The 25,337-nt window shown below is 43.7% G+C and carries 25 protein-coding genes and 1 pseudogene; 1 reads left to right on the top strand and 25 read right to left on the bottom strand.

Translation table 11 applies throughout. The features are described from left to right. A partial coding sequence (locus Q7U10_06080; protein MDO8282180.1) for a hypothetical protein occupies window positions 1–204 on the top strand: 204 nt, incomplete at its 5' end. A 90-nt stretch (window positions 205–294) separates the two neighbouring features. Here Q7U10_06080 and Q7U10_06075 read toward each other — a convergent pair. The 25 genes and pseudogenes from Q7U10_06075 to pseB all read right to left on the bottom strand — a co-directional run bounded on the left by Q7U10_06075 (window position 295) and on the right by pseB (window position 25,310). Continuing rightward, the gene (locus Q7U10_06075; GenBank protein ID MDO8282179.1) at window positions 295–1,146 is read right to left on the bottom strand and encodes a glycosyltransferase; all 852 of its coding nucleotides are present in this window, start codon (window positions 1,144–1,146) and stop codon (window positions 295–297) included. Between the two features lie 15 nt (window positions 1,147–1,161). Next, window positions 1,162–2,100 carry a glycosyltransferase gene (locus tag Q7U10_06070; protein ID MDO8282178.1) on the bottom strand — a complete coding sequence of 313 codons (939 nt, stop codon included), beginning with the start codon at window positions 2,098–2,100 and terminating at the stop codon, window positions 1,162–1,164. Between the two features lie 25 nt (window positions 2,101–2,125). Beyond that, window positions 2,126–3,898, bottom strand: a complete 1,773-nt coding sequence (locus Q7U10_06065) for a hypothetical protein (GenBank protein MDO8282177.1) — start codon at window positions 3,896–3,898, stop codon at window positions 2,126–2,128. A 51-nt stretch (window positions 3,899–3,949) separates the two neighbouring features. Next, window positions 3,950–4,606, bottom strand: a complete 657-nt coding sequence (locus Q7U10_06060) for an HAD hydrolase-like protein (protein MDO8282176.1) — start codon at window positions 4,604–4,606, stop codon at window positions 3,950–3,952. 26 nt (window positions 4,607–4,632) lie between these two features. Next, window positions 4,633–5,514, bottom strand: coding sequence for an NAD(P)-dependent oxidoreductase (locus tag Q7U10_06055; GenBank protein ID MDO8282175.1), 882 nt, complete (start codon window positions 5,512–5,514; stop codon window positions 4,633–4,635). Further along, on the bottom strand, window positions 5,511–6,422 hold the full coding sequence (locus Q7U10_06050) for a phosphoglycerate dehydrogenase (protein ID MDO8282174.1): 912 nt from the start codon (window positions 6,420–6,422) through the stop codon (window positions 5,511–5,513). The genes Q7U10_06055 and Q7U10_06050 overlap by 4 nt, the downstream gene beginning before the upstream one ends. An 18-nt stretch (window positions 6,423–6,440) precedes the next feature. After that, a complete protein-coding gene (locus tag Q7U10_06045) occupies window positions 6,441–7,391 on the bottom strand; it encodes a class I SAM-dependent methyltransferase (protein MDO8282173.1) in 951 nt (316 codons plus the stop codon). Continuing rightward, window positions 7,370–8,296 carry an NAD-dependent epimerase/dehydratase family protein gene (locus tag Q7U10_06040; GenBank protein MDO8282172.1) on the bottom strand — a complete coding sequence of 309 codons (927 nt, stop codon included), beginning with the start codon at window positions 8,294–8,296 and terminating at the stop codon, window positions 7,370–7,372. Before Q7U10_06040 ends, Q7U10_06045 begins: the two co-directional genes overlap by 22 nt. 5 nt (window positions 8,297–8,301) lie before the next feature. After that, window positions 8,302–9,078, bottom strand: a complete 777-nt coding sequence (locus tag Q7U10_06035; GenBank protein ID MDO8282171.1) for a 3-deoxy-manno-octulosonate cytidylyltransferase — start codon at window positions 9,076–9,078, stop codon at window positions 8,302–8,304. Beyond that, window positions 9,078–9,863 carry an aldolase/citrate lyase family protein gene (locus Q7U10_06030; protein ID MDO8282170.1) on the bottom strand — a complete coding sequence of 262 codons (786 nt, stop codon included), beginning with the start codon at window positions 9,861–9,863 and terminating at the stop codon, window positions 9,078–9,080. Before Q7U10_06030 ends, Q7U10_06035 begins: the two co-directional genes overlap by 1 nt. 37 nt (window positions 9,864–9,900) lie before the next feature. Continuing rightward, window positions 9,901–10,740, bottom strand: a complete 840-nt coding sequence (locus tag Q7U10_06025; protein MDO8282169.1) for a class I SAM-dependent methyltransferase — start codon at window positions 10,738–10,740, stop codon at window positions 9,901–9,903. A gap of 50 nt (window positions 10,741–10,790) precedes the next feature. Next, window positions 10,791–12,245: an oligosaccharide flippase family protein gene (locus Q7U10_06020; GenBank protein MDO8282168.1), complete on the bottom strand. Its 1,455-nt coding sequence runs from the start codon at window positions 12,243–12,245 to the stop codon at window positions 10,791–10,793. Continuing rightward, on the bottom strand, window positions 12,235–14,088 hold the full coding sequence (locus Q7U10_06015) for a polysaccharide biosynthesis PFTS motif protein (protein ID MDO8282167.1): 1,854 nt from the start codon (window positions 14,086–14,088) through the stop codon (window positions 12,235–12,237). The genes Q7U10_06020 and Q7U10_06015 overlap by 11 nt, the downstream gene beginning before the upstream one ends. Window positions 14,089–14,201: 113 nt before the next feature. Then, on the bottom strand, window positions 14,202–14,774 hold the full coding sequence (locus Q7U10_06010) for a GNAT family N-acetyltransferase (protein MDO8282166.1): 573 nt from the start codon (window positions 14,772–14,774) through the stop codon (window positions 14,202–14,204). Then, on the bottom strand, window positions 14,761–15,738 hold the full coding sequence (locus Q7U10_06005; protein ID MDO8282165.1) for an ATP-grasp domain-containing protein: 978 nt from the start codon (window positions 15,736–15,738) through the stop codon (window positions 14,761–14,763). Before Q7U10_06005 ends, Q7U10_06010 begins: the two co-directional genes overlap by 14 nt. Next, window positions 15,725–16,423, bottom strand: coding sequence for a metallophosphoesterase family protein (locus Q7U10_06000; protein MDO8282164.1), 699 nt, complete (start codon window positions 16,421–16,423; stop codon window positions 15,725–15,727). Before Q7U10_06000 ends, Q7U10_06005 begins: the two co-directional genes overlap by 14 nt. Further along, the gene (locus Q7U10_05995; protein MDO8282163.1) at window positions 16,420–17,280 is read right to left on the bottom strand and encodes a class I SAM-dependent methyltransferase; all 861 of its coding nucleotides are present in this window, start codon (window positions 17,278–17,280) and stop codon (window positions 16,420–16,422) included. The genes Q7U10_06000 and Q7U10_05995 overlap by 4 nt, the downstream gene beginning before the upstream one ends. Continuing rightward, window positions 17,277–18,230: an N-acetylneuraminate synthase family protein gene (locus tag Q7U10_05990; protein MDO8282162.1), complete on the bottom strand. Its 954-nt coding sequence runs from the start codon at window positions 18,228–18,230 to the stop codon at window positions 17,277–17,279. Before Q7U10_05990 ends, Q7U10_05995 begins: the two co-directional genes overlap by 4 nt. A gap of 128 nt (window positions 18,231–18,358) precedes the next feature. Then, a complete protein-coding gene (locus Q7U10_05985; GenBank protein MDO8282161.1) occupies window positions 18,359–19,126 on the bottom strand; it encodes a TIM barrel protein in 768 nt (255 codons plus the stop codon). A gap of 14 nt (window positions 19,127–19,140) precedes the next feature. Further along, entirely contained in the window at window positions 19,141–19,908 is a 768-nt protein-coding gene (locus Q7U10_05980) for a glycosyltransferase family protein (GenBank protein MDO8282160.1), read from the bottom strand. A gap of 1 nt (window position 19,909) precedes the next feature. After that, entirely contained in the window at window positions 19,910–20,797 is an 888-nt protein-coding gene (locus Q7U10_05975) for an aldo/keto reductase (GenBank protein ID MDO8282159.1), read from the bottom strand. Window positions 20,798–20,811: 14 nt separating this feature from the next. Further along, the gene (locus tag Q7U10_05970) at window positions 20,812–22,128 is read right to left on the bottom strand and encodes an aminotransferase class III-fold pyridoxal phosphate-dependent enzyme (protein ID MDO8282158.1); all 1,317 of its coding nucleotides are present in this window, start codon (window positions 22,126–22,128) and stop codon (window positions 20,812–20,814) included. Further along, a complete protein-coding gene (pseC, locus tag Q7U10_05965; GenBank protein ID MDO8282157.1) occupies window positions 22,125–23,345 on the bottom strand; it encodes a UDP-4-amino-4,6-dideoxy-N-acetyl-beta-L-altrosamine transaminase in 1,221 nt (406 codons plus the stop codon). The genes Q7U10_05970 and pseC overlap by 4 nt, the downstream gene beginning before the upstream one ends. A gap of 54 nt (window positions 23,346–23,399) precedes the next feature. After that, window positions 23,400–24,248: pseudogene (locus tag Q7U10_05960) on the bottom strand (SDR family oxidoreductase). A gap of 36 nt (window positions 24,249–24,284) precedes the next feature. Next, window positions 24,285–25,310 (bottom strand): UDP-N-acetylglucosamine 4,6-dehydratase (inverting), encoded by a 1,026-nt coding sequence (gene pseB / locus Q7U10_05955; GenBank protein MDO8282156.1) that lies wholly within the window; start codon window positions 25,308–25,310, stop codon window positions 24,285–24,287. Between the last annotated feature and the right edge of the window lie 27 nt (window positions 25,311–25,337).

The raw sequence follows: 25,337 nt of genomic DNA, 5'->3' as shown, positions 1-25,337 counted from the left end.
CTCAACGCTGCAAGGGCTATCTTTGCCTTAAACTCTGCTGAATACCTCGTCCTTTTTGTCTTGCTCATCTTCAGGTTTCCTCCTTCGTTAATCGTATATTTTACACCTTATACGACTGTCCGAATTCCGGGGTCCACCTCTTCCAATACGATCTGGAAAGGCGCTGACTGTTCTAAAAAATGCCTGATGATATGGCGTCCATAGTTTAAATTTCTATCTATCATGAGGTTAATATATCCGGATAAGAAAATATAAACAAGGCGGCTTGTTTATTATATTCATTATCTATACATGTTAAAAGAGACGTTTCAATAACCGTGGGATTGAACCTATCCATGCCTGCGACCCGAGGTGTTTTATAAAGAGTTTATGATTAAAGATGTAATCCCTGAGCCATTGCGCCTTGCCTGCCTCACGGCTGCCGCCGCTCGGGAATTCATGATGAATTATTATTGCATCGCCGATGTAGAGCCCGTATATTCCCTCTTTTGCCATTCTCAATCCGAAATCCGCTCCAAAGAAGGCCGCATTCCCCCTGAAGGCATTATCGAATCCGCCTGTTTTTTGAAATATCTCACGCCTGATGCCCATGTTGCCTTCGCGCGGAGAATTTATCCTGCAGGTGCCGGGTTTGTCAAAGTTCCCAAAAAGTAAACCGAACCGGTTGACCCAGCCTACTATGCGGCCGTCTATTTTTTTGTCCTTTCCCATAAATAATCCGAAAACAGATTCAGCCATGATGCGTGCAAGGTCTGAGATCATCGGCCTTCTTTTTGTCAATTCTATGACCCGGCCGGATGTGTAGACAAGTTCCGGATCTTTCATGAAAGCGCTTACATGCGCTTCGATCCATCCATGAACCGGATACGCGTCATCATCCAGGCTCAATGCAATGTCCGCAGCAGAACTGAAGATACACCGGTTTAAAGCTCTTGTAGTCCCAGGCTCAGGCAGCTTCTCAATGCGCAGATTCGGATCGCTCTCAAATTGCGCCTGAAGCTCATCATCCGGCATATCTCCCTGCAGTCCAAGGCAGATCCCGACAGCCGGGTATAACTGTCTGATCTTGTATATAGTATCCTTAAGGATGTTCAGCCTGTTATAGCTTGGGATGACTATCTCTACGCTCAGTCCGGATTCAGGCATTAAATAACTCCTCCATTACTTTTTATCCTTTACCTGTCTCTGCACACGTGATATCCCCAGGATGCTAGCCCTTAAAGAAGCATTAATGATCCCCATCCCCTTCTTTATATTGAACTTATTCAGAAACAGGATACCGCTTAACAAACATCTGGCCCCGTTTGTCATAAAATAGGCCAGACAGAGCGGATATGAGAATTCAGCGTGCTTCTTTGAAAGATAGAGATGGTTCATTGTCACAACATATGCCTGAAGGTAATGATTTTTCTTAGATGTTTCAATATGCCTGACCTGCGAGTCAGCCGCGACAAATAATTTATACTTTCTGCTTACACGGTAGCTGAAATCAACATCTTCAACAATGCCGTAACCCGCAAACCATTCATCATAATCAAACTCGCTGAATATCTCTTTCCTCCAGACAGTGGCCCCGCCGCACAGCCATTGTGTCTCTGTTGTGGCTGAGGCAGGACAATAAGGCATGTTGCGCCCGGTCTTCAATAATGCACCGGCGGGTTTATTCTTCAAATAAAGCGAGAAGAGGAACTCCAGCCATCGCGGCTTGCCTGTCGGCGGATGGTCAATTATATTAAAGCCGGCACCGCCTGTATCGTCATTTGCGCCTGTCCAGAAATCAAGCATGTTCTCAAGGCAGCCCGGCTCAAGCACTATATCATCATCAAGAAAGGCGATCAGATCGATATCATCTCCAACTCTCTTCAAGCCGGCATTCCGCTGGCGTGTCAGACCCGGAGGCAATACCTGTAAATAGTCGATCTTGAGATCTGAATATTTATCAGCCAGCCATTTGATCCCGGGCTCTCCTCCATCCACGATGATTATCTGAGCCGGAAGAATGTTCTGGGACTGAATGCTCCTGAAGAGACGCTCCAGTTCAAAAGGGCGGTCCTTGGTCGGCACTATAAGGCAGAGTCTTGGCGGATTGCCGGTCTTCATTTAATAAATATTAAAGCAATTGGATTCAAGAGATAAACTCATATAAAGATTCTTCTGTCGGGTTAGTATAATATTTTTTTACAAAAATACTTGCTGTGTTCAGTAACGTCTCTCTTTGCTCACGGCTTAATGATATTATCTCTTCCAGCGCGGCCGCGAGCTCTGGCAGGGCATTGACGCGCCATTTATAAGAGGTGAGCCCTTCAAGAGGGTCGCCGCATAAGGGTGAGTCAATAGCCAGATGAATGGCAGGGACGCCATTCAATATAGCCTGCATACCGACTGAAGAGTGCCTGTAGAGGACACATAAACTTTCTTCTATATCCTCCTTGAGGTCGATATCAGATATCCCGACATTGTCAGGGAATGGATTTATACACTGGCCTAATATGGATTCCCTGGATATGTTCGGATGAAAGCGGACCTTGAATGTGAAATCCCTTAATGCTCCCAAATGTTCAAGGCACCATTCCAGCATAACTATAGCCGTCTCCACTCCATCCAGAGCAACAAGGATCTTGCGCTTGTCTGAGATCTCATTATTGTCTTTCCTGATCTCAGGCACATCCTTAAGCACACATCCGTCACTTAATTCGGAAGCTTTATACCCTTTACCCTCCTTTAATAAGAGTTCCTTTGCATACGGGCCGGTGCATATATATTTGTCAGGAACCGGTTTTCTGGAGGCTTCGATCTCAGTAAGCCGTATCTTTAAATTGAGCGGGTAGATCACTGCATGAGAGTAGCCGATAACTTTTCCGGAGTTCATTGACCTGAATGCCTGAATGCAGGCCCTTTCATAGACATTGCCTTCGTAACTTATGATCAGCCTGCTGAATTGCTGCGCCTTGGATAATCTTCTGACCGCCTCGAAATATATTGCGGCATCTATGCTGAACGTCTGCCTGAAACTGCCGGAATACCACCGGATATATCCGCTGAGGCCGCAATTCATGAAGATTCTTTCGGGAATTTCAGGCTTTCTGAAATATAATGACAGGAATATCGAGATCAGATCCTTCCAGCCCACAAGCGAATACGTGGTGATAACTGTTGCATCCCGGCATTGCGAAACTTTTTTAAGCGTTGACCGCGTGGCCCTGTTAAGCGGCACGCATAAATATACGCAGTGATGACCCTTGGACCTTATATATTCATGCAGCCTTCCAAAAAAGGGGTCATTGTACAGGCCATCCCTGACGGAATCAGGATAAAACAATGACGGGATCAGAACTGCTTTTCTCTCAGCAGTACCAGGCGCTGAACCCGCTGACAATATTTTCTTTCGTGTGTAAGAGATGAACCGGATAAAGAACCACATAATATCGGTCATCTTCTGCACAAATCTGCCGTATAATTCACATTTGATCTTCCCTGCTATCAATTGCCAGCCATTATTGCCCGCCCACAGCAGGCATATTTTTTTCATCTCCAGGCTGTTGCAGACGATAATGAGCTTTAAATTTTCTTTCTCAGGCAGGCGGGTCAGGGTAAACAGGACGAGACATAAATATCCGATAGAATTGCCCCATGCCTGCATTTTTGACGATACGGTATTGCGCCAGAAGAGATGGTCATGAGGAAACCCTGCGGCAACATCATCCCAGAAGTTGTCAAATGCCTGCTCAAACTCTTTCCCGTCAGAAGGGCTGAGAGAAGGAAGATAGAATCTCCGGATGCCGGATGCCCTTGCCAGCGCGGTTTCTTTTACGGATAGTTTTCTGAACGAGATCAGGCTGAATGACCCTGCTTTTTTACAGATCCCGCTGGTAAGTCTTGTAGCTATGACGATCTTCATTAATTAATTTCAGGTTATGAAAAACACATAAAAGATCGCGCAGGACAACGATCAGTCATTATTGAATCTGGAAAGTGCAGGGCTTAACTCACGGAGGTTGTAAATTACAGGGAACTCTATCAAGGAAAATACCGTGTCTTCACGGGAAGGATTGATACGCGCTATAAATCTTACGCCGGACCTTATTGCGCCATCGAGGTCATCTGCGGAATCACCTATGAAAACCGTGTTATCTTTTTGAAACTTTTTTTCAGAGAGCAGGGCGTTGATGATCTCGGCCTTGCCGCGCGGTGAACCGTATACGCCCTTAAAATAGCGTCCCAGATCTCTTGCTGATACTATATCCTCAAGCTCTGCCTGAGGCGTGCCGGAGATTATATAAAGACCGTACTTACCGTAGTTCTCCATTATGAATTCCAGGGCGCCTTCCACAAATGGCGACTGGATCACTTTCTCTTTTACGTATCGTGAAAATCTGTCCTCCAACTCCTTCAGTTTATCGCCGGAAAGTTCTTCACATAAAATATTGCTGTAAAAATGAAGGATCTTGTTCGTTCTGGATATACCGCCGTGCTTCCTGTGAAAATCGAGTATGGCAGCCACATTATCTTTGCTCTCGTTCCTGAACAATGCTTCAAAGGCAGAGGTCTTTATATCAACGGATTCAACTATAACGCCGTCAAAATCAAAAAGTATCGTCTTTATCATGCAGAGCGCTCAGGCAGGTTGTGAGTTCACGCCTTTTCCATCTTCTTGTGAATATAATTCAGGCAATCCAGTATCCCCTGGCCGAGGTCAATATAATAGTTAGAGGTAAGCTTTCTTGCCATTTTGGGAGTAAAGGAATAAGGCGTAATTTCGTAATGGAAATTCTTCGGGGACGGCAGGTACTCTATCTCGATCTCATTGTTCATTATTTCCTTGATCATCTTAAGCAGCTCTTTTATCTTGATCGGATGATGCCCGGTGAGAACGACGCATTCATTGGCATATTCATCTGACAGTATGTCCACGCTGTAACGGGCCGCATCTTCAACATGAATGTATTCCCTTATCTCCTCGCCGTCTCCGTACCTGACGATCTTTTTTTCCGTCAGTGCATCTTTCAATATCTTATAGATCCAGTTCCGCTCATCGACATATTTGCCGTATAGTGAACCATACCGGAGAATAGTGTAATTGAGATCATATGCCTCATGAAAACTCTCGATCAGCAATTCCGACGCATACTTGCTCGCCCTGTAAAAAGAGCCTGATCTCCCGTAAACATACAAAGAGCTGGCGAAGACAAACCTTTTAACATTAAACTCTCTGGCAGCGTTCAATATGATCGTGTTGCCCAGGATATTCACCTTTACTGTTTCCACCGGATTTACGGCTGCTTCTTCTATATCCGCAATAGCCGAAAAATTGTAAATAATGTCCGCGTCCCTGACAGTATCTCTCACCTTTGCTTCATCAGTTATATCACCGATGACCATGGACTGATTATTCTTCAGGCGGGCATAGTTACGGAGGTCATAAATAACTACCTCATAATCCCTCTTAGCCAGTTCATCGGCAACATGGCTTCCCAGAAAACCTGACCCTCCGAAAACCACTGCCCTGCCTTTCATAACAGACCTGCTTTTTTAAAACCTTTTATCAGATTGTCAGCGGCCTGCCTTTCCATCTCTATCCTTGCCTCTCTGGCATAGGAACCTATATGCGGGGTGAGAACAACATTGGGCAGCTCCCTTAAACCTCCGCTGTAAGGTTCTTTGTTAAAGACATCAAAGGCGGCAAAGGCTACTGTGCCGTCCTTTAAAGCCTCTATGATAGCGGCCTCGTCTATTAAATTTGCACGTGATGTGTTTATTATGATGACGCCTTTTTTTAATTTTCTTACGCTCTCTGAATCGAGCACTACTTCCGTACTGCTCGAATTGAACGAGATAATATCAGAAACCCTGAAAAGCCTGTTCAAGGCCACTTTCTCGAACTTATTGGTTTTCTTATACGTATCATAGTAGACCACATTGCATCCAAAGCTCTTCTTCAATATCCCGGCTATCCTTGAGCCGATCCTGCCAAGCCCTATTATCCCGACCGTCTTCCCGTATAAAAGAGAGCCCATATGTTTCTTCCACCTTCCGTCTCTCATTTCCCTGTCGGAATATGACAGGCCCCTGAGACAATCCAGCATTAAACCCACTGCAAGTTCGGCAACGCTTTCGGTAACAGCCTCAGGCGTCCTGAAGACAAGGATACCGGCTTTCTTTGCGTAAGCCAGGTCAATATTATCTATCCCTACACCAACCCTTGATATGACCCTGAGTTTATCTGCCGCCTGCAGAACTTCCCTGTCCATCACCTCTGTCCCGGCAATGACCCCTGCACAATCTTTCAGAAGAACCAGCGCTTCCTGCTTTGCGAGTTTTCTTTTGTACGGGTTCAGCACCACACTGCACCCGAGTTTATCAAGTAATTTAAGCTGAGATTGATCGTATGTGCCGAAACTGCTTGTCGATATTAATACTTTCATTTTCCGCATTGTTATAGATTATATCAAAACCGTTTTATTTTCCAAAACAACCCCGAGCGTATCACAAAAACCGCTTTTTATAAGAGACTGTTTATAGGCATCTTCCAGTTCACGGGTAAATACATCAGAGTATCTGCCTTTGCCGCCCGGTTTGCCATCCTGCATCCATACCATATGGTTTGACAGGTCGTAGCGCTGTTCGAGATAAAAAGAATATTTATGGCCGAGCTTATCCAGCATATATGTCATGCTCTCGGGAGAAAAATACCAATGGTGCGCCATTGACCAGTAAAACCTGCCGAACGATGGGACACTGTAAAGAGAGATCAAAGGGTCTTGCACATTAGGCACTTCAAAGACCATCTTTCCGCTGCCTGACAGCAGGTCCATATAGCCCTGAATAAATTCCGCGGGCTTCCTTATGTGCTCAAGAACATAATAATGGAGAATGAGGTCGAACTTTATCCCCGAACGCGCGGCATCAGACGCGTCGGTAAAAAGCGTGACATTCTTCGTCCGGAGGAAATCAGTGAATACACCCGAAGGTTCAACTCCATACACGTTATGCTTCATATCGCGAAGAGCAAAGAGCAGAAAACCTGATGAACATCCTACCTCAAGTATATTAAGTTTCCTCCTCCTGTTGAGGAGCTTCTTTAAAAACATCATCCTTCTTTCAACCTCAGGCCGGTTGGTCCTGATGTGGTCTTCCGCAGAGAGCCAGCCCTTCCGCGTATCTGCCCCGGAACGATTTGCCATGTACTTCTCAAACTCGTTCCGGTAAAATTTGCGCTCCTGTTCTTCAGAAGGCAGCGGATAAAGATATACAGCTTCGCACCTGGAGCACTCCAGGAACTTGTGACGCGCCGACCCGCCATACACGAACCGCCCCTTGATCTTCTGATATCTTGATGCCGCGCCGCAAAGCCGGCACTTTACTTTTTCAGTTATCTTGTCTGCAGTGCCCATTGTATCATCCTGTGCAATCCTTCCTTCAGCTGAATTTCAGGCACAAATCCGGCAACATTTCTGAACTGGTCAATATCAGCCGTTATCCCGTTAATATCACCCATGGTACTTCCATCCTGCACTATGGGAACATCTTTGGAATAAATTTCCAGCATTATCTTCAGCAGGTCTCTGACAGTTGTTTTAATGCCTGTGCCTACATTGAGAGTTTTTCCAACGGTCTGCGGCAGATCCAGGCACAGAAGAAAAGACCTGACGACATCATCAATATAAATAAAGTCCCGGAACCTCTCCAGGCTGCCCTTGACGATAATTCTATCTTTCTTTATCATCTGCGCCAGATATATGCTGACCATTCCCTGTCTCATATTTTCGAGATTCTGTCCCGGTCCGTAAACATTAAACAGCCTCAAAGACGTAGATAGCATGCCGTATTTTTCATATATCCTAAGATAGTTCTCGCTCGCCAGTTTGCCTACGGCATAGAACGAGATGGGGGCGCATACGGAATTTTCATTGACCCGGGTCATCTCCGGCTGGCCGTATACGGACATGGTACTCGCATAAATGAATCTCCTGCACCCTGAGTTAAATGCAAATTTTAAAAGATGAAGAGTAGATTCGGTATTTGACCGCAGGTCATACACCGGGTCGTCAAAACTGACTTCCCCTGAAGACTGGCCGGCAATATGGAGTATGGCATCAAATTTTTCGCCTGAGAGGCCTCTGTAAACACCTGCATCCTGGCAATCCGATTTTATAAAAACAGCCTTCTCAGGGATGCTGGATTCATAACCGGTTGAGATGTTATCAATGATCGATACGCTGTCACCCCTTGCCAGCAATGCCTCAGCAACTTTAGAACCGATAAAGCCTGCTCCTCCTGTAATTAGATAATTTCCCATTCCGCTTAAGCTTTGTTATCGTATCTTTGAATTAACTTGTCGTTCTTCATCAATGATTCAACCTTTTCAAGGTCCTCTTTTGTATCAACGCTATAGGTCTCATACGGAGAATACGCCATCTTAACCCTGCCCCCATGCTCCAGGACACGGAGCATATCAACTGACTCAGCTATTTCAAGAGGGGTCTGCGGGAGTTCATTGAACTCAAGAAGGAACTCCCTTGTAAATGGAATTATGCATACCTGTTTTAAAATAGAAGACGCCTTCACCCCTTTTTTTCTTGAAGGGATCGGCTCTCTTGAGAAATAGAGAGCAAAATTATTCTTATCAACCACAACCTTTACTTCGTTAGGGTCATCATGTTCGTCATCGCTTTTGAGCGGTGACATTAGATTAACGACTGATACGTTCTTGTCTTCAACAAGAGGCTCAACGGCCAGGTCTATCATCTCAGGCACGAGCATGGGTTCATCACCCTGTATCATGACAGGGATATCTATCTTTGTATTTATTATTTTCTCGATCTTCAGCATGGCCTCAGCCGTCCTGTCCGATGCCCTCTCATGGGTATCTTTTGTCATGACCACATTCATTTTATTGTTAATGCAGTATTCCTCGATCTCCTTGTCGCAGGTAGCGATGAATACATCTGAGAGCCTCTTTGACATTTTGCTCCGCCAATACACATGGTATATCATCGGCCTGCCGGCGATCAGCGCCAGTGGTTTCCCGGGAAACCTGCTTGAACCCATTCTCGCCGGGATTATACCTACTATCTTCATTATTTTTTCTCCTTTACCGCCTTCAGTTCTTCCTTTATCTTGGAGCCCAGAAAAAGGGTGTCCAGGCTGAATGCCAAAAATGTAAAACCGCGTTTAACTTTTTCCTTTATTAAGCCGGCATCAGGCGCAATGACATGAAACCCTGAAGGCTTTTTCAGTTTTTTGCATACTCTTTCATACCGGGAGATCGCGGCCTTTACGTCTTTGCGTTCAAATTCCCCGGGATATCCCATGGAGGCAGATAGGTCATACGGCCCTATGATGCTCGCATCTACACCTTTGACCGTCAATATCTCCTCCAGATTATTGACAGCATCTATATGTTCTATCTGGACCACCACTATACTTTCCGCATGGGCCCACTTCCTGTATCTGTCAAACTCAAACCCGTATCCCTGTGCCCGTGCAAGGCCTACGCCCCTCTTCCCCTCAGGCGGATATTTTACAGAGGCAACAGCCCGTTCGGCATCCTCCCTTGTATTCACCATCGGCACGATGACGCCATGGGCGCCCGCATCCATTACCCGCTTGATCATTGTCGCATTGTTCTCTCCAACCCGGACCAGCGGAACAACCCCGTTCAGCTCAATGACCCTTATCAGTTCCTGAGCCCGGCCTACAGTTATCGCACTGTGCTCCATGTCAATGGTCAGCCAGTCAAAGCCTGACCTCGCCATGATCTCCGCTACAGCAGTATCGGCAAGGGTTATCCAGGAACCTACGGTCAACCTGTTATTTATTAATTTCTGTTTCAGTCCGCTCTTCTCATCCCTATCTTTCGCCATATATTATCTCCTGTTCTTGAAATGCTCTGAGGTATAATCATTCAATACAATATCTTTTCCTGTACTCATCATTTTTCTTTAACGAAACAAACCAATATCCTTCAAAGCTTATCTTTCGCCATGTATATTTCATGAGGAGGGCAAGCATCCCCTTTTTGGGGAACTGTCTGACCTTTTTTTCAAACTCTATTTCCCATCCGCAATGCAGAAATATTTTACTCCAGTCTTCAGGTGACAGCTCAAATACATGGATATTTTCAATCGTAGGTATTTTGTCTCCGGGCCATTTATCATCAAGATACCGCAGACTGACCCTGCTTTTACATATGAGAGGCACCGATATGGCCAGACGATGATTGACGATGCTATGAATGCTCTCGAGAAAACCGATGGGATTGGGCAGGTGTTCCAAAGTTTCAAAAACAGAAACGATATCATATCGCCTCCCCTGTTTACTAAGTTCCATGGCATCTATGCATTCTGCTTCCAGCCCTTTTTGTTTCATCTTCTCAACGGCCTTAGGCTGCAGATTAATTCCTAATGTGTCGATATCCACATTTTTCATGCTCTCCTTCAATAATATCCTTGCAGAGCCGTCTGAATCGCCAATGTCCAAATAATTATTAACTGCCTGTCCATTTTCAGATATTACCGTTATTACCTTCCTCAGGAAACTTGCCTGTGAACAAATCAGGAGCCTGGCTCTTAAGCTCTCTTCTTCACTGAGTCTGGCAGTTATATAATGTTCATCCAAGCTTGGCAGTATGTTATAGGAAAGCCCCCATATGGCGGAAAGTTCATCATTTTCTTTTACCGCTCTATTAACAGCGGCTCTGGAAAGAGACCAAAATATATTTTTTATTCTTTTCTTGATCATTACTATATTTAATATATATCAATAGACTAAAGTGTTAAGACAACGCTTCTTCAGAACGACTTTCCTATGACAGATCTTTTAAGCAGCCTGAAGTTCTCAATAGTGACCACATGTATTTTAGCCCCAAGATATACATATAAAGACAGAGAAATTAATTTAATTATTATACGGATATAGTAATCAACGTGCATATTTCTTAAAAGAATTACCATTAGTGATGAAATAAAAAATATTGCGAAGATCATTGTAACTTTTCTGTACTCCCATTTGATCTCATAGTAACGCTGAGATATTGCAAATATAATCGTTCCTGATATCAGCCCTGAAATAAATGTCGCCCACGCTGCGCCTATGGCTCCCCACTTCATGATAAAAGGGATATTAAGCCCTACATTCAGGGCAATACTGAAAAGCGAGAAGATCGAGATTATAAAAGTCTTTTTCATGAATAGGAGTTGCGGCTGCTTGCCAAAGAAAAGGGAGGCATAATACATTGAAAGGACGATAACAATATCAATGGCTCCGTGATAAGACTCAGGTGTTAAAACATAAATGATCTCTTCGGAAAAAAGAGAGACGATCAAAGCGGCAGCGACAGATATGTACGCAAAAGGTGTCAAATATCTGCCTACAGATTCACCGCCTTCCTCCCCGAGATCAAACATCCTTTTATAGACCTGCGGTGAGTAAACATTCTGTATAGCAGTCATAAATGTAAAAATAGCATTTGCCACTTTCTGGCCGATGCTGTAGACCCCAACGCCGCCGATCGTTGCCATGAGTCCGATCATGTATTTATCGAACTGGCTCCCGATCACACCCATAAAGATGCGGGGGGTCAGTGGATAACTGAGTTTCAGGGATGCCCTGAGCCCCTCCCGATCAAAAGCAAGAGGATAAAGTTTAATAAAATTCACGCTGAGAATCCCAAATATTATAAGACTTGCAACTAACTGTCCCCAAATAAGTCCGATAACCCCAATGCGAAGATATACGACCATTATGAAAGAGAAAAGAAAGCCGAGGATACTCTCGTCTATTGTATAGTGTGCAAATGATTTTGCATTTTCGCTATTCTTAAAATAGGCAAGATAATAATTCTTGAGGCTTAAAATGCCGGTCGAACAATAACTCCAAAACAATATTTCGGAATATTCCGAAGATCCGATCACCAATCGAGAGATGGATGATTTAAAGAAATAGGTGAAAAGCCCGAAAACAATTAAAACGCTCAGCACGAAAAACAGGGTAGAGTACAGTAGTGCCGCAGACTTACCAGAATCCTTATACTGGAAGAAATTTCTTTCATAGCCTATGATCAATCCGAAATTCGCAAGTCCTGACATAAAGATCGCGTATACCTGTGCCAGTCCCCAGACGCCGTAATCTTCTTTTGTCAGAATCCTGGTGAAGATCGGCAGTGTTATGATAGGGATCAGATTGCCGACGATTATAGGCAACAGATAGATGAAGCTGTTCCTGATCTGCTTTTCTTTAGTAGCCACTATCTGATGTCAGAAGCCCTCTGAACCTGTCAATCGCCTTACCGTCTCTATAAGGATCAGACAATGGTGAGTTTATGTTTATCGGGTTCTTATATTTTCCCGGTTTGGTATTTATTATATCCAGAACCTTTTCCTTCAGTGCTTCATATCTGTGTGTGGTAACTCCGCCATTTTTGGCATAGGGAGTATTAATATAATATCCTTTTGGATCATGCCACAATGCGGGCCTGTCAGCGCTCAGTGCTTCAAAAGTTGTTGAAGTGAACGGAAAAGATATCGTCATGTCTGATGCAGATATCAGCCTGGATGCATCTACATCATTAGAGCAGATAGTTATCCTTGCATGAGTATCCATTTTATTATATAGATCCAGAAGTCTTGGACCTAAGACCGGATCCAGCCTTCCATGTATAGAGCGGTCTTTTTTCTCCTTCAAATAGATGTGAATATCAGAACATTCATCTGCTAATTGCAAGAGATGCTCTGCAAAAGCAATCCCTTCAGCATATGATGTTATGCCGTTTCTTGAGTATGTCGAGTCAAACGCACTTACAATAAATGTGTTATCAAGGTTTATCAGATAAAGCTCTCCGCAAAAGACATCCTTTTTGCTTATTGCCTTTATATGGCCGCTCCAGAGACACCCTGCAACATGGATTTTTTTAAAAGACCCGGGATGTGACCTGAAATATTCTTCCAATAATTTATCCCAGGTAACAAAATGGTCATATGTGAGGTAAGACCAGAAAGGGTGCCGCATGCCATAGCCGTCCTTATCTTCACTGAAGTTGTTCCCAAAGTTCATTGAATCAGTAAAATACCATGTTTGGGCGCCGGCCTGATCAATAGCTATGTTGCGGCCAATATGATTCAAGCTGAAGTCACTATGTGTGATAAAATGTTTGAAACTGAGACCTCTCATAACTGCGGTCCAGGCAAAATAATTAAAAAATATATTGCTGGCTGCTTTGGTCTCTTCGCATTTCTGAGAAAAAACTCCGCCTGTTACCAGCCTGAGAAGCCTGCTCCATTCTGTGAAATTTGAAAAAAAACGCCCTCTATCCGGCGGATAATAGACATCGCCTTTTGTCTTCTTCAGTAATTCTTTCTGCCTTGAGTCCAGTTTCACCATGGGAAGATAAACAACATCCTTTGCCTGGATCTTATCACCATCAATAATAAAATCCGGCCCGCGCTGATTACCTCTTAACTGCCGGTTTGGTGCAATTATTGAAACGCAATAAGTATAGCTCTTTCTCTCAGTTCGCCTTTTGCTCGTAAAAAACGCAAAAAGGCCGCTGGCAGCTGTTTGAGCTGACAACATAGTGAGCGCAACTATATTATGCTTAAAATTTTCAATGTAACTTCTTGCGCGCATTCTAAACGGAAATCGTATATTTCTATGCTCGGCCAAGTCCTGCCTGCACCTTGTAACAAGCGACTTCAAATACAAGTACTGACCGATATTTGTATCAGGAAAGACATGTATGGATTCGGATTCCAGACAATCCTCAATTCTTGCAAGAAGAATATTTACTGAGTAAAATTCTGCCAATTTATTACATAGATTCTTCTTGAATGCATTCTCAGCAGAGGATGATTTCAATGTATCGGAAACAAATTGAAAAAGCTTTTGGTACTCTCTTCTATAGACCTCATAAACCGGCTCTATTACCTGCACCGCTTTATCAGCCGCCCGCAAGCTTATATCGCGAGAATTCAGCAAATCTGCTTTCAGCAACTTGACTTCCCCGTTTTTAAGAAGAATCAATACCTCTTCAGGAAGCGGAGGCGGGAAAAAAGTAAGCGTTTTTTGATGATGATATGCATGAAAAGGTTCCACAACAAAAACCTCAAACCCTTGCCTGAGATATTTTTTAATTAAACAGATATCCCCCACAGCAGGAGAGTCAAATACTGCAATAAGTTTATTCATTTTTTTCAAGACAGAATATGTTACTTCAGAAGAGAATTGTCAAACGATGGGTTTAATGCCTTAAATATTATCACTTCCTCAAAACTGTTGATGTGCCTGAACTTATCCTTTAATCTGTGGGATTCTGTAAATCCTGCACTTTTAAAGAGCTTTAAACTGCTGATATTTTCTGAGTAGACCCCGGCTTCAATATAATGAAGGCCTAATGAATTAAAGAGATATTCCTTAACCATTCCCAGAGATCGCACAGCATAACCCTTCTTCCATGACCGTTTATCAAATATGCATATCCCGACAGATGCCAGGTAGTGGAAAAGATCTATACCTGAGATACGCAGGGTACCAATAAAAGAATCCACTTCATCCTTGATAAAAATACCCAGAAAAACACTTGAAGGCTCATTTGTGTTCGTACGAATAAATCCCTCCACAGATTCCCTCGTCTGGGCATTGATGCGGACATTTACAAGGTATCTGTTGACTTCATCGTCATTTAAACCATTAATATAATCCTCAGTAATATCCTCAATTGTAAGCACTCGCAGGAATATCTTTTCGTCTTCCAGCAGGATCGCGCCTTTATCTATCTTCATTCACAATATCCTGAAGGTCAAAATAGCACTCTGTTAAAGACCTTTTAGCTATCCCGGACTTGTACTTCATTTTATATGAGTGTTTTTTGCCCATAAGGGCATCCAGCCACCACACGGCATCATCAAATCCAAACTTCTTTCTGAAAAGCAGGGTGCTTGATAATCTCGGATTTATTTCGTAAGGGATAAAAATATCACCGGCGCGCCTTGACTGAATATTTATGCTTCCTGTCAGTCCGGTCTCTTTACTTATCTTCCTTGCGATATTATCAAGAAAGGGAATATCTTCAAGCACCGCCTCAACAGATAATCCGCCAAAACCAAGCCTCCTCCTGAAGGTAATAGCAGAGACAGCCTGGCCATCAGAAAAAACACCTGTAGTATATTCTTCCTCTGCAGAACCTATCATCTCCTGAGCTATCAGCCCGCCATCATCTTTGGTCTTTATATATTCAAGGTCTGTAGAATTGTCTGCTGTCCACAGCCTTTTGCTTCCGCTCCCTTTTCTGGCCTTCACAATTACAGGGAACCCAAAGCTCCCATCGTAACTGCATAATAAAGATGTTTTTGGAGCCGTTATCCCGATGTTATTAAGGTACTGGGCTGTTTTTAATTTATCAAGGAAGTTATTAAGGACCTCTTTATTGTTGAGTAAAAGGCGTACGCCTGTGGACTCCAATTCCTCCCTTCTTGTATTCAAAACATCAATCTCGTACTCAGATATCGGAAGAAAAAATCCTATACTGTCTTTCTGAAAAACCTTCTTAAGGAAATTAATATAATTGTCTCTGTCCAGAGCCGGGGGAGATACATAGAATCTGTCAATAAGATCAATAACAGGAGAATTCGATTGAATATCGCAACCGATAATCTTATCAACCGAATCTCGTAATGCCCTGACTGCTGAGCAGCCGATATCTCCGCAAACTGCTGAAACAAGAATAATTGTTTTATGCATTGTCATGTCTTGCAAGAACCTGCCTTAGATATGGATTATTGTCACCGGCATCATCAATGCTTTTAATCAGCTCCGCCCTGTCATAAACAACGTCTTTGAACATAACTTCTTTTGAGCGGTAGTTAAATACCGCATATGACGGCCACCCGCCTTGCCTGGGCTGTCCGAGTGAGCCTGGATTTATCAGCAGCTTCGCTCCAATGCTTCTTACCATAGGGTAATGAGTATGCCCGAGAATAAAGACAGAAGACATATAATACTGAAATGCATCAAGAGGCGAATCCGGATACACATATCCATCCATATTATTCTGCGGGCTTCCATGATATCCCGCGATATCAGGATCAGCACTTAAAAATGTTTCCGGCAGATCCGAAAGCCATTGAATAAGAGCTGAATTATTCTCATATAGAAGATTTTCCATTGATCTGCCATACCTCTTTAAATAATCGCGTCGGCAGTCCTCTTCACCATTTACAATTTTCAAAAAAACCTGATCATGATTCCCTTTGATTGAGATCAGGTTTGGAATATCTTTGAGCATTTCAAATATCTCACTCTGGTCAAAATAATATCCGCATAAGTCGCCGAGAAAAATATTCAGGTCAGCTTTTTCTGAAATAAGCATGGGGTAAGCGCTCCTGAAAGCAGGGCCGTTGCCGTGAATATCAGCAAAAAGGCAGATTCTCATTCTTTAATCTTGAGTGAAGCATAAAGGATGATACTTCTGCCGATTCCGACCTTGAAGAGTGAAGAGTAAATACTTGAAAGCAACTCAGGATTATAATTACGTAAAATCCTCTCCATTTCAACAACCTTTCCAAAGCTGTGTTTTCCGACCAAGCTGTCTTCAAGATAGTTATCACCCATTAATAAAAACATCTCAAGCGGAAAGGACGATTCACCATGAATCACATTAAAGCCGGCACGTTCCATGAGATTTTCAAGGCCTTCCTTATTGAAATAATTCAAATGGTCAGGAAGAGCTACCCAGTAAGGTTCGTGCTGGTGTTCTTTTAAATACGCCATCTGAAGAGGGTTGAACTCGTTTGGGACTTCAATAATTACCATTCCATCCTTGTTCAGGTTGTTCTTTATTTTTTTTAAAAAATCCGCAGGGTCAGGGATATGCTCTAATATATAAGAGATATTTATAACATCCCATTTTCTATCAGCAAACTTTTCAAAGAACTCCCTGATAGAGATCTGGTGCACTTCAATCCCTTTGGAAGCTGCGACTGAGGCTGCATTTTTATTCAGTTCCGTCCCGACACACTCCCATCCTTCTTTTATGAAAAATTCAAGCTGCTTGCCCTCCCAGCATCCGATATCAAGAATTCTTCCGGTATCTTTCCACTTCTTAATGTTATAAACCTTTTCAAACCATAAATAACTGGGTGTGCTCTCAGCGTAATAATTTTCATAGAACTCTTCCAACTCTCTTTCTGTATATGAAGGGATCACATGGATAAATCCGCATTTATTGCAAGAGATCAGCTGGCGCTCTTCTTTGTTCATCAGTACTTCTCCCTGGCATTCAGCGCTCATTGCAAATCCTCCTTAACTACAATTTCATCTGCCCCTATATTTTTTTTCAGTCTCTTCCCTAAGACCATATCCAACTCCAATGGATTGAAATAATTACACTCGCTCCCTGTATTACGCAATATTTTAAGATCTTTCTTATTGATTTTGTGACCTTTAGGCAAGTCTTTTTTAAAATAAAAGCAGCGCTTATAGTAATAAAGTTCTTTTTCGCATTTCTGTAAAACCTTTTTCTTGCTCTGCCCCTTTAATGCTTGCTGGACCATACGTATTGAGCTAATCATATTTTTTAATTCATCAGGTTCTAAAGCAAAAGCGTGATCAGGCCCAGGCAGATTTTTGCTTAAGGTATAATGCTTCTCTATGACAACCGCCCCTAACGCTACTGCACCCATAGGCGCGATTAATGGATGTTCCGTATGGTCTGAAAAACCGACCTTTATTGAATATTTCTGCGCTAAATGGGGAATAACATTTAAATTGACCTGGTTCAGAGGGGTGGGGTATTTGGCAATACAGTGTAAAAGCACTGTGTTATCAAGATAATCATTCAACGATTTTTTAACGATCAGATCAATCTCTTTTTCAGAACAACCTCCAACAGATATGAAAAGAGGTTTGCCGGTAGCCTTGACTGCATCGATAAGGTCCCCATACATGGCTTCATAAGAGGCGATCTTAAAAATAGATACATAAGGGTCTAAAATGCGAACCGCCTCTTTGTCAAAAGGAGATGCCATAAATATAATGCCTTTTGAGTTTGAGTAATTATAAAGTACCTCCACCCATTCATACGGCACTTCCATCCTTTTGATTATATTGTAGAGGTCATCCTTGATCCCCATATTTTTTAGATATTTGACCTCTATTTTTTTATTGGGATACATGGTTTTGGCTCGAAAAACCTGAAATTTAACTGCATCAGCTCCTGCATCAACTGCTACATCTATCATCCTTTTTGCCTGCTCTATTGAGCCGTTATGATTCGACCCGGCCTCTGCTATCACAAAGCATGGCCTGCCCTGTCCTATGGTTTTATTATTTACTCTGATCTCTTTTGTCACGCGTTTCCTCCGTCATTTTAATTAATCAGTTTATTCAGATAAACTACATCTTCCATGAAATCCTTTAAACCTTCCGTCTCTCTGCGAGGGGTTTCAATTGTTAAAAGCCCCCCTTCAGGAACAGTTGACAGAAATCCGGCGATATTCATACTGCCCTTGCCCAGATTATAATGAGTATCCTTTTCAGATAATGCATCACCATCTGATAAATGGAAAACCTTCGGGTTAAATCCTGCAAATTTTTTAATTAAATCGAGTGGGGCCATCTGGAGAAAATTAGCTGCACAGACAGCGTGCCCGAAGTCCAGCACTGTCTGCTTTATAACGCCGGAATCAAAGGCCTTCTGGAATTCTTCCGGAGTGCCCCCTACGCATATCTCGCCATTAATTCCCATACAGGGTTTATTCTCAAGGGCTATCCTCTTCTCATCAAGCCGGGCAAGCTGTTTAAGTGTTTCATCAAAGGAACCATTATTGCCGCCATGAACGATTATTATTCCTGCAGAAAGTGAGTCTGCAAACTTTTGTACTTCAATAAAATTACGCTGATTGGTTTGCCATTTATCAGCCTGCGCAAAGTTTACATCATGAAATGAATGAGGAGTATGTATCACAAAAGAAATATCAAGGGTTTCCCAGTTATTTATTGTCTGCATATATGAGCCGGGGATAACGTACAGTTCCACATAGTCATATAACCCCTCTTTCATGAGCCTTGATGCTTCGGGAATCAGCTCAACGTTAGTTGAATATAGTTTAAGGCCAACCTTAAAATGAAACGCCATTTGCCTTTAGTCTTTTAAGTGCTTGTATCTTTTTCATCTTTTAAAATCGAGATTTGATACCCCTCGTTTCTTGCGATTCCCTTGTTTATTTCGAGAAGTCCGGGGTTTTCTTTTAATAACCTGATAACACTTTGCATATCAAATATCTTCCCGTCCCGATACAAGCTCGTGTAGACCTCTGAGACAAATTTATAATCTTCTTCCTGATCAACTACCCACCGCATACCGGAGAGGTCAACATCATATTCGTAATTGCTGATTTTAAACATTTCAGGATGGTTGTAAATATATGGAGTTACATGTTCCCTCTCAGAAGGTTTCCTTGCTTCTTCCCACGCCTTTTCAAGAGACTTGAAACTGAAGACCTCTGTATCCAGGCCGTCAGGCATTGTCGGTTTAATTGTATTGCTCACATAATCATAGTCATGTTTCAGAAAATGATCTGTAATACTGTCAACGGTCTCCGGGTCTATCATAGGGCAATCTGCAGTAATTCTTACAATAGTCTCAGCATTAAATTTCTTTGCCGCCTGATAGTATCTGTCAAGCACATCATCCAAAGAGCCGCAGTAGAAAGCAGCTCCCATCTCTTCCGCAAGTTTGGCAATTACTTTATCTTCTTCCCTGTCCGTAGTTGCGATGATGACCTTATCAAGCTGTTTTGCATGGCCGAGGCGGGTGATTATATGCCACAGCATCGGCTTTCCGCATAGTGGTTTCATCACCTTGCCCGGAAGCCTTGTGGAACTCATCCTCGCCTGAATGATCGCAGCTGTCATCATATCAATTCGGCCAAAGCGAAGGATTCAGGATCTTCTCATCAACATCATCAAATGTTTTCTTGATCGCTGAAACCAAAGAAGCGGGCAAAGTTATCTCCCGGCATGCCAGGCTTCCCCTGACCTGCTCAGGCGTATCAGCTCCGAACACGATCCCGGCATCGGGCATTTCAGTCCTGATATAACCAAGCGCCAGCTCCTGGCGGCTCAAGCCCGCATCTGCGGATAAGGATCTTAGTTTATGGATGACCGTCCTGGCATAAGCCATTTTATCGGGCATCTCTGCGGGATCCATCAGGATCAAGCCCTGAAGGAATACGCTCCTGATATAAATCTTCTTGCCCATTCTGTCAGCAAGCTCAAACACTCCCGCCTTCTCAAATCTCCTGTCCAGGATGTTGGACGGCAGCTGCACCATATCTATCCCTGCTGTATTCAGTGCCTGAACTGCTTTCTCAGGCGAATAGACCGACACTCCGGCATGTTGAACCTTCCCCGAAGAGACTATATCATGAAGTATATCTGACAGACCTTTATCCAAAAGCGAAAGCATCTCCTCGCGGTGAAGCATGATGCCGAAAAGATGCGGCACCCCGAGACGCATCAGAGACCCGTCAACCGCTTTTGACATGGCTGAAGGATTCAGGTGATCAAGGTCCGGATGAAATTTACTGATGACCCTCGCTTCCTTCGTCAGGCCGAGTTCGTTCAATGCCATGCCCAAAACCTCTTCACTCGTCCCGTATCCCTGGGCTGTGTCAAATTCACGAATGCCGTTTTTCCAAGCCTCATGAACTATCGCAGTTGCCGCTGCCTGGCCCGGCTGCCCCGTCTTATTTGCAATACCGTATACAGAGCCGAATTGCGCAGTGCCGAGGACTAAAGGATTCATGAACCTGACACCATTTATACTAACCTCTTAAATCCGGCAGTAGTTGGCAGTCCCTTTAAAAGTTTACGCAGCGTGCCTGCCCGGTTCGCCTCAACAATCATTGAGAATGCCCCATCAACGGCATTGAGATATTTTTCGACATGCGTTTCCTCATGGGCGTACATCGAATAAAAGAGTGTTGAGGCGAGAAATCCTTTTTCTATCATCAGCTGTACGAACAATGCCTTCATCGACATCGCGTCATCATAGTCAAATGAAAAATGGCTCAACGGCGGGATCCCGCCGACGCTGATCTTCAGATCGTTTTTCTTTGCAAGCGAAGCCCATCCAGACTGGATCTGTTGGCCGATGGACATCAAATGCCTGCCGGCATCGACACGCCTGTGTTTTGTGATAGTGGCTAATGCCGCAGCCGGGCCGACGCGCTCAGTCCACATTGTGCTGCTGATAAATGAATTTTGGGCAGCATCCATAACCCCGCCTTTCCCAATAACAGCAGCAATAGGAAAACCATTGCCCATGGCCTTTGAAAACACGGCTATGTCAGGCGTGACCCCAAGCACTAAATGCGCTCCTCCTGAATTCATCCTGAAACCGGCGGATATCTCATCAAAGATAAAGACCGCACCGGCTTCCTTTGCCAGCGACTTTACCGCCTCCAGAAAACCGCTCTCAGGCTGTGCGTTGCGGATTGGCTCCATCACTACGGCTGCCAGTTCTTTTTTGTGTTTTGCGATTATCGCTTCAAGTTCTTCTATATGGTTATACCTGAATGGAAATGCGGTTCCTTCAAGTCCTTTGGGAACCCCACGCGGGTCTAAGCCGGGCATCAAATGTTCTCCGAGCGCATTCTCTGTCCCAAGATTCGCCGCAAGATACCAGTCGTGCCAACCGTGATATCCGCAGAAAGCTATCTTGTCTTTTCCTGTGTAAGCCCTGGCTATTCTTACTGCAACAGCCATTGCTTCCCCGCCTGTGCGGGCATACCGAACCTTATCTGCCCATGGATGGATCTCGCAAAGCAGCTCTGCAAGCTCAACTTCCTCAGGACAGTTCAGGGAACTGCTGGACCCGGCATCAACAGCTTCATGAACTGCCGCGTTCACATCCGGGTCTGCGTATCCGAGAATATTAGCTCCGATCCCGGAGATGCTCATATCTATATACCTGTTTCCATCAAGGTCCCATACCTCTACCCCTTTGGCTTTGCTGTAATAGGCAGGCCAGACACCTGATGAAAACATATCAGGCCGTTTAGACAGGAGCTGCGTCATGCCGGGTATGATCTTTTTGGCTCTCGCCTGCATTAATTTATTCTTTGAATCCTTCATGACCGTACCGCCAATCTCAGTATCTCAGCAACAACCTTTTTTGCGTCCATGTCGGTCATTGCCGGATAAAGGGGTATTGAGAGGCACCCTTTATAGTATTTCTCAGTATTGGGAAAATCCCTCAGATCAGTGCCGAAGTTTTCCCTGTAATACGGGTGAAGAGGCACAGGTATATAATGAACCTGTGTCTGTATCCCCCTGCTTCTGAGCTCCAGCATGAATTGAGTACGGTTCATCCCGATAGCTTTCCAGTCAAACAGGAGAACATATATATGAAAATAACTGTCACAATCACCGGATTGAAAAGGTGTTTGAAGAGTATTGACATCATTAAAAGCTTCATTATACATATTAACTATCTCACGCCTCCGCTTACAAAAAGAAACTATCTTTTTCAGTTGTGATATACCGAGCGCGCACTGCAGGTCAGTAATGCGGTAGTTATATCCCAGAGCAACCTGCTCATAATACCAGGGCCTTACTTGAGAAAAACCGCCTTCTGATGTTTCAAAAGCCTCTTCCTTATATATGAATTCATCAGGTACACTTGTGATCCCGTGAGACCTGAAGCGCTTTAACCTGTTATAAAGGGACTCGTTATTGGTTAATACAGCCCCCCCTTCCCCTGTAGTAATGTGTTTTACAGGATGAAAACTCATTACAGTCATGTCAGAATAAAAACAGGAACCGATCTTCCTGCCTTTGTATGCGGAACCAAGCGCATGGCAGGCATCTTCAATGATATATATTTTTTTATCCGCGCTCTTCTCTTCCTCTTGTATGATATTTTTAATTGATACCATATCACAGCTCTGCCCTGAAAAATGGACAGGGATAACAGCCTTTGTCAACGGCGTGATCTTGTTTGCCATCTCCTGAGGAATGATATTGTAGGTATCGGGTTCTATATCCGCAAATACCGGCCTTGCGCCGCAGTACACTGCGCAGTTAGCTGAAGCAACAAAGGTATTCGGGGATGTTATCACCTCATCTCCCTCTTGCACCCCTGCTGCCAGGCAGGCGATGTGAAGCGCTGAAGTCCCCGAATTGACAGCAACGGCAAAACGTGCGCCGCAGAATCCCGCTAATGCTTTTTCGAACTCATCTATCTTCGGGCCCTGTGTCAGGCGGTCAGACCGCAATGTGCTGACAACAGCCTGAATATCATTTTCATCTATCCACTGCTTTCCGTATGATATGTATTCTGCCGGTTCCATGGCCAGTGATGACCTCAGCACATCAGGCAGGCCGGACTTATAGTCCCTATAGAATAATAAAACAGATTCCTCTATCGTGGGAAGCCTGTATTGCAGTTCCGTTTCAAGCTTGCTGACATTCAAAGATAAGTCCTTCCCCCTTTTAGCCCTGAAACCGAAATCATCAATCGAAAAAGGAATGATCCCATTCTTGTCCAGTGCAAAAACATCAGCGATCTTTAAGGCAAATTCATATTTGGAGCATGAAGTGGTGCTGCCGCAATTATATATACCGCTCAGGCCTTTTTGAATCGCGATATCAATCACTCTCGCAAACTCAAAAGTATATATAGAAGAAAAAAAAGCATCCTTGAAACATCTTATCTCTCTTTTCTCCTTAAGTTCATTTAAGACCCATTCGCCAAGGCTGTATTTATTCTGGACGTTCCATCCGAATATATTTGTCCTGAATACCAGAGCCTTATCTTTATTCAGAACTTCCAGCTCCCCTTGATGCTTGGTCCTTCCGTAATAGTTTGGAGGGCTGACAGCATCATTCTCGGAAAAGTTTCCTTTGACCCCGCCATAGACTGTATCCGTGGATATGTAGATCAATTTAACATCCCTGCCGGAAATACAGTTCACAAGGGACCTGGTTGATAGAACATTCACTTCATTTGTGAGATCTTTTTCTGCTTCACATTGATCGATATTGGTTAAGGAAGCGCAATGAATAATTATTGACGGGTTGAAATCAATAATTATTTTTTTCAGGGAATCGGCATCTAAAAGGTCGCATTTCTCAGTGCAGATATCCTTCATGGTGACCGGATGAGAATTGTAAATGCCCAATACTTCATATTTGTCTTTGAAATAAAAGGCAAGATTATTGCCAAGCAGCCCGCTGACCCCTGTGATGAGCATTTTACGGTATTTAATCATTTCAGTTCATCAACTCGCCTACTGCGGGAGGTCATCCATTGACCATCTGTTCTTCTCAATACTGTAATCATCTGAAATGTCCTCGATCACGACCTTGAGTTCCTCTATGCTTATCTTCTCAGGGTTGCTGTCTGACGCATATTTAAAACCTTCAGCGCATGGACGCGCACCGTCCTTAAAATCAGATTCTTCAAGATGCTGCTTAACAACATAGCATTCATTGTACTCGATGGCATTGCGTCCTTCATCTTCGCCGATCAGGGTCTCATGTATCTTCTCTCCAGGCCTGATGCCGACAACTTCCTGCCTGCATTCAGGAGATATGGCTATGGCAAGGTCTGTTATTTTCATGGAAGGGATCTTCGGGACAAATATCTCAGAGCCTTTTGCCAGCTCCATGACCTTCAGCACAAAATGCACGCTCTGATCCAGTGTTATCCAGAAACGGGTCATGCGCGCATCTGTGATCGGCAGTACGCCTGTCTTTGCGCGCTCTTTAAAGAAAGGTATTACAGAACCCCGGCTGCCGACAACATTGCCGTAACGCACAACCGCAAACACCGTGTCCTCATGAGCTGCATATGATTGAGCAGCGACAAACAGCTTATCAGAGCATAGTTTGGTGGCGCCGTATAAGTTAATAGGGTTACAGGCCTTGTCAGTAGATAACGCAATCACTTTCTTTACTTTATTAGCAACTGCCGCATCTATTACATTCATCGCTCCAATTATATTGGTCTTAATAAACTCCTCAGGGTTATATTCTGCGGCAGGGACCTGTTTAAGTGCTGCGGCGTGGATAACATAATCAACCCCGCTGAACGCCCTCATAAGCCTTTCCTTGTCTCTGACATCGCCGAGAAAATATCGTATGCACGGATATTTCTTTACGCTCCATCTCTGGCTCATCTCAAACTGCTTTAATTCATCACGGCTGAAGATGATCAGTTTTTTAGGTTTGTAATTGTTAAGGATGATCTCTGTGCACTTCTTGCCAAAAGAACCTGTTCCTCCAGTAATTAAAACAACCTTTCCATTTAACATGTTAGTTCTCCTTTATTATTTATTATA

Source organism: Thermodesulfovibrionia bacterium (assembly GCA_030646035.1).
Taxonomy (GTDB): domain Bacteria; phylum Nitrospirota; class Thermodesulfovibrionia; order UBA6902; family UBA6902; genus JACQZG01.
Note: the sequence above shows the minus strand (reverse complement) of the source record. Positions and strands in the feature narration are given on the sequence as shown.